Source organism: Bradyrhizobium sp. AUGA SZCCT0222 (genome assembly GCF_018130205.1).
Lineage (GTDB): Bacteria > Pseudomonadota > Alphaproteobacteria > Rhizobiales > Xanthobacteraceae > Bradyrhizobium.
This window is the reverse complement of record NZ_JAFCLX010000010.1, coordinates 1-13,153: the sequence shown is the minus strand read 5'-3', so window position 1 is coordinate 13,153 and position 13,153 is coordinate 1. Positions and strand designations below refer to the sequence as shown.

The following is a 13,153-nucleotide window of genomic DNA, read 5'->3' as shown; positions in this document are numbered from 1 at the left end:
CGTTTCTCGCTTGGCCGGTTGGCGAACCCTGGTACCTGCCGATGCCTGAGGGCACGCTTTAACATGCGCAGGCGCGCGCCGAGCATCGGGCGGCGAGCAGAAACGCAGAACTGACGTGCATCACAAGGACTGTCTCCGGAATTGACTTCGTGTGAACCAAAACTTTAACTGCTGGCTCGATTGAGCCGGATAAGACTCCGAGCTTCACAGGCTGCTTCATTTTCATGCAAGCGCCGCCTTAAATGCAAGCGCCCAGAAAGGTATCCATGCGCGTCATCAATGTTGCCGCCGCCCAGTTGGGTCCGATTCAGAAAGCCGACAGTCGCGAAACCGTCGTCAAGCGCATGATCGCGCTGATGGATGAAGCCAAGGCGAGGGGCGCCGATCTGATCGTCTATCCGGAGCTCGCCCTCACCACGTTCTTTCCGCGCTGGTACATGGAGGACCAGGCTGAGGTCGACACGTGGTTCGAACGCGAGATGCCGAATGCTGCGGCCATGCCGCTGTTTGAGCGCGCCGCCCGGCACCAGATGGCGATGAGCTTCGGCTATGCCGAACTGACAGCGGACGGACATCACTTCAACACCTGTATTCTCACCGATAAGTCCGCCAGAATTGTCGGGACCTATCGCAAGATCCATCTGCCGGGGCATTCGGAGTTTGATACCGAGCGCGCTTTCCAGCATCTGGAGAAGCGCTACTTCGAGCCCGGCGATCTCGGTTTCAAGGTCTGGCGGACCCTCGGCGGAATCTTCGGTATGGCCGTCTGCAACGACCGGCGCTGGCCGGAAACCTACCGCGTGATGGGTCTGCAGGGCGTCGAGATGGTGCTGATCGGCTACAACACGCCCTCGGTCAATGCCGAGAAGAGCGAGGAGGGGCCCGAGAAGCGGCTCTTCCACAACCGGCTGTCCGCACAGGCCGGCGCCTACCAGAACTCTACCTGGGTCGTATGCGTTGCCAAGGCCGGCGTCGAGGATGGCCACCCCCTGATCGGCGGCAGCCTGATCGTCAATCCGGTCGGAGAGATCGTCGTCGAGGCGAAAACCGAAGAGGACGAGTTGCTGGTTTACCCGTGCGACCTCGACGCCACCGATTTCGGCAAGAAAACCATCTTCAACTTCGCCAACCACCGCCGCATCGAGCATTATGGCCTGATCACCAGCCGCACCGGCGCGGTGCCGCCGCCGGAAAACTAGATGTCCGGCATCTCCTTCCGCGAACTTGATCCGCACGACCGATACAAGTTGCTGTGCGGGGTCGTGGTGCCACGGCCGATCGCGCTGGTCACCACGCTCGACGAGAATGGCCGCGTCAACGCGGCGCCGTTTAGTTTCTTCAACGTGTTCTCCGAAGATCCGCCCCTTCTGGTGCTCGGCCTGCAGCACAAGGCCGACCAGAGCCCCAAGGACACCACGCGCAACATCCACCGCAGCGGGCAGTTCGTCGTGCATATGGTCGACGAGGCGCTCGCAGCCACCATGAACGACTGTGCCGTCGACTTTCCATCCGGCAGCAGCGAAGTGGAGGCGACGGGGCTGGAGACATTGCCATCGGTCGATGTCGCCGTGCCGCGGCTGGCGGCGGCCCCGTTTGCGCTGGAATGCCGGCAACATGTCGCACTCGCTTTCGGGCCCGGCCGCGAACTCCTTGTAGGGGAAGTGCTGCGCCTGCATGCCCGCGAGGGGCTGATTGACCGGGAAAAGATGTACGTCGATTTCGACGCCTACCGGCCGATCGGGCGCTTGTTCGGCAATCTCTACGCCGCCCAGCGCGATACTTTCGCGCTGACGCGCGAAAGCCACGCGCAGTGGCTCGCGCGCAGCGGTGCGCGTGAACCGTCCGGCGAAAGTCAGTGATGGGCGAACTGTACCGCACCCAAAGCCATGGTCACGGCCGCCTGCGTCGGGTCGATCACGGGAATCCCGAGCGCCTGTTCCAGCGGCCTTCGGTGACGCGCCATGCCGGCACAGCCCATCACGATGGCGCCGGATCCGTCTTCGTCCTTGAGCGCGCGCCCGACCTCGATCATCTTCGCGAGCGTTCCTTCGCCCGACGCCGTCTCCGCCACGCTCATGTTGAGCGGGCGCTCCCGCGTCAGGCGATCCATCAATCCCATTTGCCTGAGGTAACGGACGTGGCGGCGAATCGAGCGCTGTGCGATCGCAATGACGCCGAAGCTTTCGGCGCGCGCAAGCGCCGTCAGCACGCCGCATTCGGCGATGCCGAAAACGGGCCGGTCCGTCGCTTCGCGGCAGACATGCAGGCCCGGATCGCTGTAGCAGGCAATGACAAAGGCGGCCGAACTGTTGTCGCCTTCGACAAGACGGCGCAGCGGCATCGCCACGCCATCGACGTCGGCCTGGCTTTCGATTCCGTAGGGCCCTTCAGCCAAAGTTTCGCAGACGATCACCGGTCCGCCCTCAAAGCCCAGCGGCCTGAGTGCGTCTTCCAGCCCTTGCGTCACGAGGCGATTTGAATTGGGATTGATGACGAGAATGCGTTGCCTGGACATCATGTTTTCCTGCTGGACGGTGCATCGGCCGATGCCGTGGGGCCGAGGCGCAAAGAGACTTCGATGGAAGCAATGACCATGCCATCGAGCGATGCATGGTCCACTGTCTGCTCCCAAAGCGCAAGGGAGTGTAGCGACACGATCTGTGCTTTTATGCAGCGGACGCCCGATTTGCGATTCAGGACCTGACTTGGAGAGTTTGCCATGACCGAACCCGCCTACGACCTTCTCATTCGGGGCGGACGCGTCGCGACCGTCAGCGACGTGTTCGAGGCCGACGTCGCCATTTCCGGCGAGACGATCGTCGCGGTCGGCCGCGGGCTGCCGGCCGGGCGACGCGAGATCGATGCGCGCGGCAAGCTGGTGCTGCCGGGCGGCGTCGATAGCCACTGCCATATTGAGCAGCTTTCGGCCGCGGGTATCATGAACGCCGATACGTTCGAGAGCGCGACGGTCTCGGCGGCCTTCGGCGGCACTACGAGCGTGATCTCGTTCGCGGCCCAGCACGTCGGCATGAAGCTGCCGCAGGTGCTGGAGGACTATCATGCGCTGGCCAAAAAGGGCGCGGTGATCGACTACGCCTTTCACATGATCATCGCCGATCCGACAAAGGAAGCGCTGGAGACGGATCTGCCGACATTGATCAAGCAGGGCCATGGCTCGATCAAGATCTTCATGACCTATGATCGCCTGAAGATCGATGACGAGCCGCTGCTCGACATTCTGCTGGCGGCGCGTGACGGCGGCGCGATGCTTTGCGCCCATGCCGAGAACCACGGGGTCATTTCCTGGATGGTGAAGCGGCTGCTCGCGCGCGGTTATACCCATCCGAAATATCACGCTATCAGCCACGCCCGCGTTTCGGAAGCGGAGGCGTTCACGCGGTTGATTGGCATGGCTGCGCTGATCGACCAACCGATCATGATCTTCCACGTCTCGACGGCGGAAGGCGCCAAGGTGATCCGCGATGCGCGCGGGCAGGGACTGAAGGTGTTCGCGGAGACCTGCCCGCAATATCTGTTTCTCACGGCCGATGATCTCGACAAGCCCGGCGTGGAAGGCGCCAAATGGATGTGCAGCCCGCCGCCGCGCCGCGCCGCGGACCAGGAAGCGCTGTGGCAGGCGTTGGCGCTCGGCGATCTCCAGACCGTGTCGTCCGATCACGCGCCGTACCGGTTCGACGAAACCGGTAAACTGCGGGCCGGCCCCAATCCCAATTTCAAGCAGGTGGCGAACGGTTTGCCAGGCCTCGAAGTCCGGTTGCCGCTGCTGTTCGACGCCATGGTTTCCAAGGGGCGCCTCGGAATCGAGAAGTTCGTCGAGCTGACCGCGACGGCACCTGCAAAGATCTACAATCTGCATCCGCGGAAAGGCTCGATCGCGGTTGGCGCCGATGCGGATATCGCGATCTGGGACCCGGCGCGCGAGGTGACGCTGAGCGATGAGATGATGCATGACCTCACGGGCTATACGCCCTTCGCCGGCCGCAAGCTGCGCGGCTGGCCGGTGACCGTGCTATCGCGCGGGCGCGTGATCGTGTCGGACGGCAAACGTTCGGTCGAAGCAGGCTCAGGGCGTTTCCTCGCACGCACGGGAGGAGAGGCGGCGAAACCGACCGGCCGGCTGGTATCGGATATGGACCCGGAACAGAATTTCGGGGCGAGGCTCTTGTGATCTGTCCGCCGCGACGAGTTCGGATTGAGAAATGAGAATCCTTGTTTTCGGCGGCACCGGTTTTGTCGGGCTCAATATCGCCGCGACATTGCTGGCGCGCGGTCATGCGGTGACGTTGTTCGACCGCGCGGGCTTGCCGTCTGACGCAGCCAGGGATCTTGCCTCTCACGCGGATCGGCTGACCGTCATCCAGGGCGATATCACCGATCAGAATGCCGTCGGGCAGGCGATCGCACCTGGCTATGAGGCGATCATTCTCGGAGCCGCAATCACGGCCGGTCCGGAGCGCGAGGCAAAGGATCCCGAGACCATTCTGCGGGTCAACCTGCTGGCTCAGACGCCGGTCCTGATCGCGGCGCAGCGCGCTGGCGTCAAGCGCATCATCAATCTGTCGTCCGCAGCTGCCTACGGCGCCAGCGCATTCCGGAACCCGGTGCTTGACGAGGAAACGCCTTGCGATCCGGCTTCGCTCTACGCCATTACCAAACTCGCGTCGGAGAAAGTGGCCGCGCGCCTTTCCACCCTGTGGCAATGCCAAATCATCAGCGTGCGGCTGAGCGCCGTATTCGGCCCGTGGGAGCGGAGCAACGAGGTGCGCGACACGCCAAGCCCGCAGGTGCAGATTCTGGCCGCGATGCAAGCGGGCCGCGAGGCCGTGCTGTCGCGTCCGGGTGTCAGGGACTGGATCTATGCGGTGGATGTCGCGGAAGCCGTGACATTGCTGATCGAGGCGGAGCGGCCCAAGCATCAGCCCTACAATATTTCGACCGGAGTGGAATGGCCGGCGCTCCAATGGGGGCAGGAATTGGCCGCGCTGCGCCCCGGTTTCATTTGCGGGCTGACCGATGCCGGTGAAGCGGCGACGATCGACCTGCATAGTCCAGCCGACCGGGCACCGCTTTCGGTCACGCGCATGGCGGAAGAGTTCGGCTGGCGCGCACGGTTCGGCTGCGCGGAGTCGGTTGCCGACCTGAGCCGTTGGTGGACAGAGCATCGAGGGGAAGCCTGACATGAGACTGACAGGGCGGACGGCGATCATAACCGGCGCTGGCTCGGGCATCGGCCGCGCCAGTGCGGTGCTGCTTGCGAAGGAGGGCGCCTTTATCGCGTTGGTCGATCGTGATGGCGCGGGTTTGCAGGAGACCCTGGCGGCGATCGACGGCGTGAAGGGTGAAGCTTCATTCCATGTCGGCGATGTCGGCGAGGCGGATTTCGCACAGACGGTGGTTAGCGACGTCATGGCGCGGCGCGGCCGGCTCGATGTGCTGATGGCCGCGGCCGGCTTTTCCTGCGGCGGCACGGTACTGACCACCGATCCCGCCGATTGGGATGCGGTGTTCCGCACCAATGTCGGCGGCACCTGGCTTTGGGCACGCGCGGCAGTGCCAAAGATGCAGCGGCAAGGCAGCGGCTCGATCATCACGCTCGCCTCGCAATTGGCGATCGCCGGCGGCAAGGGCAATAGCGCCTATGTCGCGGCCAAGGGCGCGATCATCAGCCTGACCCGGACGATGGCGGTGGATTTCGCCACGGACGGCATCCGCGTCAACGCGATCGCGCCGGGCGCCATCGACACACCGATGCTGCGGCGCAGTTTTGCCCGTCACGCCGACCCCGAGCCGGTGCGCGAAGCGTCGCGCAACCGCCATGCCATGAAGCGATTTGGCCAGGCGGAGGAGGTGGCCGAGGCCGCGCTCCATCTTGCCAGCGATGCGTCTTCCTTTACGACCGGCACCGTCATGGTGGTCGATGGCGGTTGGCTCGCGGCATGAACAGCTTGCTCGCTCTCGAAGCCCAGGTTCGCACCGATCTTGCCAAGACCGCGCATCCGGATGCCGCGTGGCTGACGCCGAAGCTCGGGCCCGACGGCAGACCGGCGCTGGATGTGCTCGTGGTGGGCGCCGGGCAATCAGGTCTTGCGACGGCCTTTGGCCTGATGCGCTCGCAAGTGAGCAACATCCTGGTGCTCGACAAATCCGAGGAGGGGCAGGAGGGGCCGTGGCTCACTTACGCCCGCATGCATACGCTGCGTAGTCCGAAGCATTTCACCGGGCCCGATCTTGATATTCCCAGCCTGACCTACCAGTCCTGGCACGAGGCGCGCTTCGGCGAGGGGGATTGGCGAAATCTCGACCTGATTTCACGCGAGCTTTGGGCGGAGTATCTGCTCTGGTTCAGGCGCATCCTGGACCTGCCGGTGCGGAATGGTTGCGAGGTTATCGAGATCTCGCCTGCGGCCGGTGGATTGCTCGCTGCCAAGGTGCAAACGGCTGATGGTTTCGATATTGTCTTTGCGCGCAAGATTGTGCTGGCGACGGGGCAGGAAGGCATGGGCGACTGGACCATTCCGGAGCCGCTACGCCATCTGCCGTCGTCGGTTTGCGCGCATGCGGCCCAGCCGATCGACTTCGCCCGCTTGCGCGGCAGGAAGGTTGCGGTGATCGGCGCCGGCGCCTCGGCCTTCGACAATGCCGCGACCGCACTGGAGGCAGGCGCGGCCGAGGTGGACCTGTTTTGCCGCAGGGCGGAGATCCAGGTGATACAGCCCTACCGCTGGCTCACGTTCCGCGGCTTCCTGCGTCACTTCTGTGATCTGGATGATGCCTGGCGCTGGCGCTTCATGCGCGCCGTGCTGGAGATGCGGGAAGGTTTTCCGCAAGCGACCTACGACCGCTGCGCGCGTCATCCCAATTTTCGCCTGCAGGAGGGGGCACCGATCGAAGCCGCCACGCAAACGGCTCGCGGCGTCGACTTGCAGACGCCGCGGGGGGTGTTTGCAGCCGACTTCGTGATTTGCGGCACAGGGATCGACATGAATTTTGCCGGCCGGCCCGAACTGCGAAACAGCGCCGCCAACATCGCGACCTGGGCCGACCGCTACCAGCCGCCGCCGGACGAGCGCAGCCCGCGGCTCGGGCGTTTCCCCTATCTTGCTGACGACTATGCACTGATGGAGCGGGTCGCCGGTGAAACGCCGTGGATCGCGAACATTCATGTCTTCGCGATCGCCTCCACCATGAGCTTCGGTGCGTCGGGCTCATCGATCAATGCGATGACCACGGCCGTGCCGAAGCTGGTGCACGGGTTGACACGCGGCCTGTTTCGCGCGGACATCGAGCGGCACTGGGCTTCGTTCAAGGCGTATGACGTGCCCCAGGCTGTCGTCGTGCGGCAAGTATCGACGACGGGTGAGGAACGGTGAACGGTTTTCAACGGCGTTGGGAAGCTCGGCTCATACCTACTATGCTCCTGCCTCTGGCGGTTCCGGTTGGCATATCCCTTGCTTTAAGTTGATGTTCTCATTCAGAAAATAAACCTGACAAAATAGGGAATAAGTTCGATGGGCGTTACAGGATCCAGGCGTCTGCTTTCGGCGGTTGCCTTTGTCGCGTTTTCACTGGCCGCCGGATCGGTGCAGGCGCAAACGCGCGCGGAAACGCTGCGCTACGTCACCGGCGCATCGGTCAATACGCTCGAGCCGAATGTTCCAGGTTCGACCCGCGAAGCCTTTGCGGTGAGTCTCAGCACCTACGACCGGCTCGTGTCATTTGGCCGCAAGCAACTCAATGGCAAATGGGTGTTTGACCTCAGCAAGATCACCGGAGAGCTGGCGGAATCCTACGAGGTCAGCCCGGACGGGCTGAAGATGACTTTTCGCCTGCGCAAGGACGCGAAATTCCAGGACGGCACACCGGTCACCGCTGATGACGTCAAGTGGTCGCTCGACCGCGTCGTCACGGCGCCGATCCTCGGCAAGGCGCAGCTTCTCACGGGATCGTTGACATCAGCCGATCAGTTCAAGGTCGTCGACCCCTTGACCATCGAGGTGACGCTGCCGAAGCCGGACAAGCTGGCCTTACCGAATCTCGCCACCGTCTACCCGATCATCATCAACTCCAAGGTCGCCAAGTCGCATGCGACGGCAGAGGATCCCTGGGCGACGGCGTGGTTGAAGGAGAACACGGCCGGCAGCGGCGCCTACAGGATCGAGACGTTCAAGCCGGGTGAACAGGTGATCATGGTGCGCAACGAGGCCTGGAACCGCGGCACGACCGACAAGTCGGCGTTCTTCAAACGCGTCATCGTGCAGTCGGTGCCGGAGCCGGCGACGCGCGCCAATCTGGTCGAGCGTGGCGACGCCGATATCGTCGTCGATCTGCAGGCGAGCGACGTCCAGTCGCTCGAAGCCAAGGCCAAGCTGAAGGTGATCTCGACGCCGCAATACAATTCCGTCACCTTCGTTTCGATGAACAATCAAATCCCGCCCTTCGACAACGTCAATGTGCGCCGCGCCGTCGCTTTTGCGCTGCCCTATGACGACATGTTCAAGGCGGCGCTGTTCGGCCGCGGGTCGCCGCTGTTTGGCGCAACATGGGCTGATGGCAAGCCATCGAGCGGCGCCTATCCTGTACCGCAGCCGGTGAAACTCGACCTCGATAAGGCCAGGGAATACCTGAAGGCGGCCGGCATGCCGGACGGCTTCTCGACCACGTTCAGCTTTAACGTCGGTCAGGCTTCCACCGCCGAGCCTATGGCTGCGCTAGTGAAGGAGTCGCTCGCCAAGATCGGCATCAAGGTCGATATCCAGAAGCTGCCGGATGCGCAGATGTCGACGCAGATCAACGAGAAGAAGCTGCCTTTCTTTACCGAGGGCATCGTCGCCTGGTTGCCTTCGCCAGACTATTTCTACCGCAACTTCTACACCGGCAATCAGCGCTGGAATTACTCGTCGATCAACAATGCCGAACTGGTGGAGATCGCGCAGAAGGCCCGCTTCGAACCCGATGCGGCCAAGTATGAGGAAGACGGCAGGAAGCTCAACGCCATCCATTTCACCGAGATGCCGCAGATTCCGCTCTGGCAGCCCAGCCAGGACGCGGTCATGGCGGCCTCGGTCGAAGGTTACACCTACCAGTTCCACCGGCAGGTCGATTATCGCGATCTCAGTCGCAAGTAACCCGGCGGGTACGATGGCGGCCTTTGGAGCAACGGTGATACGGGCGGGCAGGCGTTTCCTGTCCTCGCTGCCGGCGCTGTTTGGCGTGCTCGTCTTCACCTTCCTCTTGATGCGTGTGCTGCCGGGCGATCCGGCGGTGTTCTTCGCCTCCGGACCGAATTCCGGCAAGGAGGAGATCGAAGCCATCCGCAAGCAGATGGGTCTCGACAAGCCGATGCCGGAACAATTGGCGCTCTATTTGTACGACGTCGGCAGCGGAAACCTGGGCCGGTCGATGATGACCGGCCAGCTCGTCACCAAGGATTTGCGCGAGCGACTGCCGGCCTCGCTCGAACTCACCTTCACTGCACTGCTGATCGCGCTGGTGTCGGCGGTGCCGCTTGGTGTGCTGGCGGCCCTGAGACCGGGCTCCATCATCGACCACGGCGTGCGGTTTTTCTGCGCGCTCGGCGTCTGTGTGCCGACGTTCGTTTCGGGCCTGTTGCTGATGTATGTCTTCTATTATCTGCTCGGGCTCGCGCCCGATCCGACTGGCCGGGTCGATATCTTCGCGTCACTGCCGCCAAGGCGAACCGGCTTCCTGTTGATCGACTTCCTGCTCGCAGGCGACTTCGATGGATGGTGGGCCGCCTTCAGACAACTGATCCTGCCGGCGCTGAGCATGGCGCTGTTCGTGGTGGCGCCGCTGGCGCGCATCACGCGGGCCTCGATGCTGGTCTCGCTCGGCAGCGATTTCGTGCGTACCGCGCGCTCCATGGGCCTTCCCTGGTGGAAGATCGTCGTCACCTATGCGCTGCGTAATGCCATCCTGCCCGTCATCACCATCGCAGGCATCGTGTTCTCGACCATGCTCGGCGCCAATGTCCTGGTGGAGAAGGTGTTTTCCTGGCCGGGCGTCGCCTCCTACGCGCTCGATGCGCTGCTCTCCTCCGATTATGCGCCGGTGCAGGGCTTTGTGCTGCTGATGGCCACCGTGTTCGTAATCGTCAATCTGCTGGTGGATATCCTTTACGGCATCGCCGATCCACGGGTGACAATCGGATGACATCAGCAACACTTCGCCATGCCGGCTGGATTCTGCGAGGTAATCCGCTTACCGCCGTTGCCGCTACCGGAGTCTTCCTGCTCACGCTGATCGCGATTTTCGGACCGTGGATCGTGCCGTATGATCCGATCGTCTCGAACGTGTCGCAAGCCCTGATGCCGCCGAGCGCGGCGCACATCGCAGGCACCGATCAGCTCGGCCGCGACGTGTTCAGCCGCCTTATCGTCGCGGCACGGCTCGATCTCGCCATCGCCGTCTCGGCGGTCGGAATCTCCTTTGCCATCGGCGCCGTCATCGGTGCGATCTGCGGCTATACCGGCGGCCGGCTCGATCGCGCCGTCGGCCGCTTCGTCGACGTCGTGATGGCCTTTCCGCTTTTCGTGCTGGCGATGGCGATGGTCGCGGCCCTCGGCAACCGGGTCGAGAACATCATCATCGCGACCGCCATCATCAATCTGCCGTTCTACATCCGCTTTGCGCGGGCGGAGGTGAACGTTCGCCGCAATGTCGGCTGGGTCGAGGCGGCGCGCGCCTGCGGCGACAGCCACATCTCGGTCGTGCTGCGCTTCCTGCTGCCGAACGTGCTGCCGGCCATGGCGGTGCAGATATCGCTCAATCTCGGCTGGGCGATCCTCAATGCGGCCGGACTGTCCTTTATCGGTCTCGGCGTCAAGCCGCCGACGCCGGAATGGGGCATCATGGTTGCCGAAGGCGCGCGCTTCATTTCGACAGGCAAATGGTGGCTGGTTGCGTTCCCCGGGTTGGCGCTGATGCTGACTGTGCTGTGCTTTAACCTCCTCGGCGACGGCGTGCGCGATATTCTCGACCCCCGCATGCGCACATGACCCCATCGCTGCTGGCACTGGACGACCTGCACGTCACTTTCTCGACACGGCGTGGCCTTGTCGAGGCGGTGCGTGGCGTCACGCTGTCGCTCGGCGAGGGCGAGATGCTCGGCCTGGTCGGCGAGAGCGGTTCGGGCAAGTCCGTGACGGGTTTTGCGATCACGCGGCTGCTCGATGCGGCCGGCCGTATCACGGCAGGCAATATCCGGTTTCGCGGGCAGGACATCACGCGGATATCAGGGAGTGATTTCCGTCATCTGCACGGCGCGGCGATGGCGATGATCTTTCAGAATCCTCGCGCAGCGCTCAATCCAATCCGTGCCGTCGGCGACCAGATCGCCGATGCCATCACGGCTCATAAGCGAATGCCGCGGGATCAGGCGCGCGCGCAGGCGCTGGAACTGTTGCGCGCCGTGCAAATCCGCGATCCTGAAAAGCGGATGTCCGCTTATCCGCACGAACTCTCCGGCGGTATGTGCCAGCGTGTGATGATCGCGATGGCGATTTCCTGTAATCCCGCACTGCTGATCGCCGACGAGCCCACTACCGGCCTCGACGTTACGACGCAAAAGGTTGTGATGGATTTGTTGACCGGGATTGCGGCCGAGCGCGGCATGGCGACCATTCTGATCACCCATGACCTCGGTCTCGCCGCCCGTTACTGTCGTCGCGTCGTGGTGATGGAGCAAGGCCGGCTGGTCGAGGAGGCCGAACCGCTGACACTGTTCCGGGCGCCGCAGCATTCCTACACCAAGCGCCTTGTGGCTGCTTCGCCCACGGCGACGTCCCGGATCGCGGATTTGGTGCCGGAAGGGGAGAGGGGTCGAGAAGTGGCGATCCAGGTCGCACCCAAATCGCCGGCTGCTCCGGGCACGCCGCCGCTGCTGGAGGTGCAGAAACTCGCAAAGCGGTTCGATCAGGGGGCCCCGGCGGTCGCGGACTTTTCGATGATGATCAATGCCGGCGAGAGCGTCGGCTTGGTCGGCGAGTCGGGTTCCGGCAAGAGCACGACATCGCGCATCATCTGCCGGTTGATCGATCCGAGCGAGGGCGAGATTGCGTTCGAGGGACAGTCGATCGGCCATATCCCGGCCCGCGATTTTCACCGCTCGCCGTTTCGCAAGGATATCCAGATCGTCTTTCAGGATCCGAACGACAGCCTCAACCCGCGCTTCACCGCCTTTGACTGCATCGCCCATCCGCTGTTGCGGCTGGGTGGCATGCGCTCCGGCGACGCGCTGCGGCAGCGGGTGGAGGAGTGTGCACGACGGGTCGGATTGGGGGTCGAATTGCTGACGCGCTTCCCGCATCAGCTTTCGGGCGGCCAGAAGGCTCGTGTCGGCATTGCCCGCGCCATCGCCTGCCGGCCGCGCCTCCTGGTGCTGGACGAGCCGACGGCGGCGTTGGATGTATCGGTACAGGCGGTGGTGCTGCAACTGCTCGACCGGCTGCGACGTGAGGATGACTTGGCCTTCCTCTTCGTCAGCCACGACCTCAACGTCGTTCGCATGATGTGCGACCGGACCATCGTGCTGCAAAATGGCCGCATCGTCGAACAGGGCGAGAGCCGCGCGATGTTCGACAATCCGAAAACCGCCTACACACGCGAGCTGGTGGAAGCCGTGCCGCATATCGAGCCGGAACTGGCTGTGTCCGTCACCTGATATTGACGCCGCAAAGTTGTTCCCGCCGAGCACCGATAGGCCGACAGGTCCGGCACCTGGCGGCCAGCGCGGCATAGAGCGCACGGGCGAGATCGGCAGGGCTTTGGCGTTGCAGGCTTTGGCGCTCCATCCCGTAGGTCCTCTTTTTCGATGTGCAATGACGGCGGAGTGCGGCAAATCAACCCGACGGGCAAATCAGTTCTGATTTACGGAAAGTGTGTCAAGCCCCAAAATTAAAAATATTTCTGTTTACCAGAAGGCAAATCAGGTGCATATGTTTGGCCATCCCGTCCTACTCAGAAGGGCGTCGGCCGTCGTCACGGACGTTGGGCGGGTTGCGGTGGACGCTGGTTTACGCCTCGACGACGGCGTGGATAAGCGTACGGCAAAACCGTGTGGTCCTGGCGCCCGTTGCAGGCGTCAAGCTGTCGGAGAAGCGTGAGCGGAAACGGC

The 13,153-nt window shown here is 63.3% G+C and carries 11 protein-coding genes; 10 read left to right on the top strand and 1 reads right to left on the bottom strand.

The features are described from left to right. The first annotated feature begins 266 nt into the window (after positions 1 to 266). Entirely contained in the window at positions 267 to 1,199 is a 933-nt protein-coding gene (locus tag JQ629_RS11010; protein ID WP_212412679.1) for an N-carbamoyl-D-amino-acid hydrolase, read from the top strand. Beyond that, complete coding sequence (locus JQ629_RS11005) at positions 1,200 to 1,859, top strand: flavin reductase family protein (protein WP_212412678.1); 660 nt, start codon at positions 1,200 to 1,202, stop codon at positions 1,857 to 1,859. Here the strand turns inward: JQ629_RS11005 and JQ629_RS11000 are convergent. Continuing rightward, positions 1,853 to 2,515 (bottom strand): aspartate/glutamate racemase family protein, encoded by a 663-nt coding sequence (locus JQ629_RS11000; protein WP_212412677.1) that lies wholly within the window; start codon positions 2,513 to 2,515, stop codon positions 1,853 to 1,855. The two genes, JQ629_RS11005 and JQ629_RS11000, sit on opposite strands and share 7 nt — an antisense overlap. Positions 2,516 to 2,719: 204 nt before the next feature. Here JQ629_RS11000 and hydA point away from each other — a divergent pair, with 204 nt between their 5' ends. The 8 genes from hydA to nikE all read left to right on the top strand — a co-directional run bounded on the left by hydA (position 2,720) and on the right by nikE (position 12,700). Further along, on the top strand, positions 2,720 to 4,189 hold the full coding sequence (gene hydA, locus JQ629_RS10995; RefSeq protein ID WP_212412676.1) for a dihydropyrimidinase: 1,470 nt from the start codon (positions 2,720 to 2,722) through the stop codon (positions 4,187 to 4,189). Between the two features lie 31 nt (positions 4,190 to 4,220). Further along, positions 4,221 to 5,198 carry an NAD-dependent epimerase/dehydratase family protein gene (locus JQ629_RS10990; RefSeq protein WP_212412675.1) on the top strand — a complete coding sequence of 326 codons (978 nt, stop codon included), beginning with the start codon at positions 4,221 to 4,223 and terminating at the stop codon, positions 5,196 to 5,198. Between the two features lies 1 nt (position 5,199). Next, positions 5,200 to 5,961 (top strand): SDR family oxidoreductase, encoded by a 762-nt coding sequence (locus JQ629_RS10985; protein WP_212412674.1) that lies wholly within the window; start codon positions 5,200 to 5,202, stop codon positions 5,959 to 5,961. Beyond that, entirely contained in the window at positions 5,958 to 7,391 is a 1,434-nt protein-coding gene (locus JQ629_RS10980; RefSeq protein ID WP_212412673.1) for an NAD(P)-binding domain-containing protein, read from the top strand. The genes JQ629_RS10985 and JQ629_RS10980 overlap by 4 nt, the downstream gene beginning before the upstream one ends. Positions 7,392 to 7,529: 138 nt before the next feature. Then, positions 7,530 to 9,146 carry an ABC transporter substrate-binding protein gene (locus JQ629_RS10975; protein WP_212412672.1) on the top strand — a complete coding sequence of 539 codons (1,617 nt, stop codon included), beginning with the start codon at positions 7,530 to 7,532 and terminating at the stop codon, positions 9,144 to 9,146. Positions 9,147 to 9,159: 13 nt separating this feature from the next. Next, positions 9,160 to 10,191, top strand: a complete 1,032-nt coding sequence (locus JQ629_RS10970) for an ABC transporter permease (protein WP_212412671.1) — start codon at positions 9,160 to 9,162, stop codon at positions 10,189 to 10,191. Then, entirely contained in the window at positions 10,188 to 11,036 is an 849-nt protein-coding gene (locus tag JQ629_RS10965; protein ID WP_212412670.1) for an ABC transporter permease, read from the top strand. The genes JQ629_RS10970 and JQ629_RS10965 overlap by 4 nt, the downstream gene beginning before the upstream one ends. Beyond that, positions 11,033 to 12,700 (top strand): nickel ABC transporter ATP-binding protein NikE, encoded by a 1,668-nt coding sequence (nikE, locus tag JQ629_RS10960; RefSeq protein ID WP_212412669.1) that lies wholly within the window; start codon positions 11,033 to 11,035, stop codon positions 12,698 to 12,700. The genes JQ629_RS10965 and nikE overlap by 4 nt, the downstream gene beginning before the upstream one ends. Positions 12,701 to 13,153 lie beyond the last annotated feature (453 nt).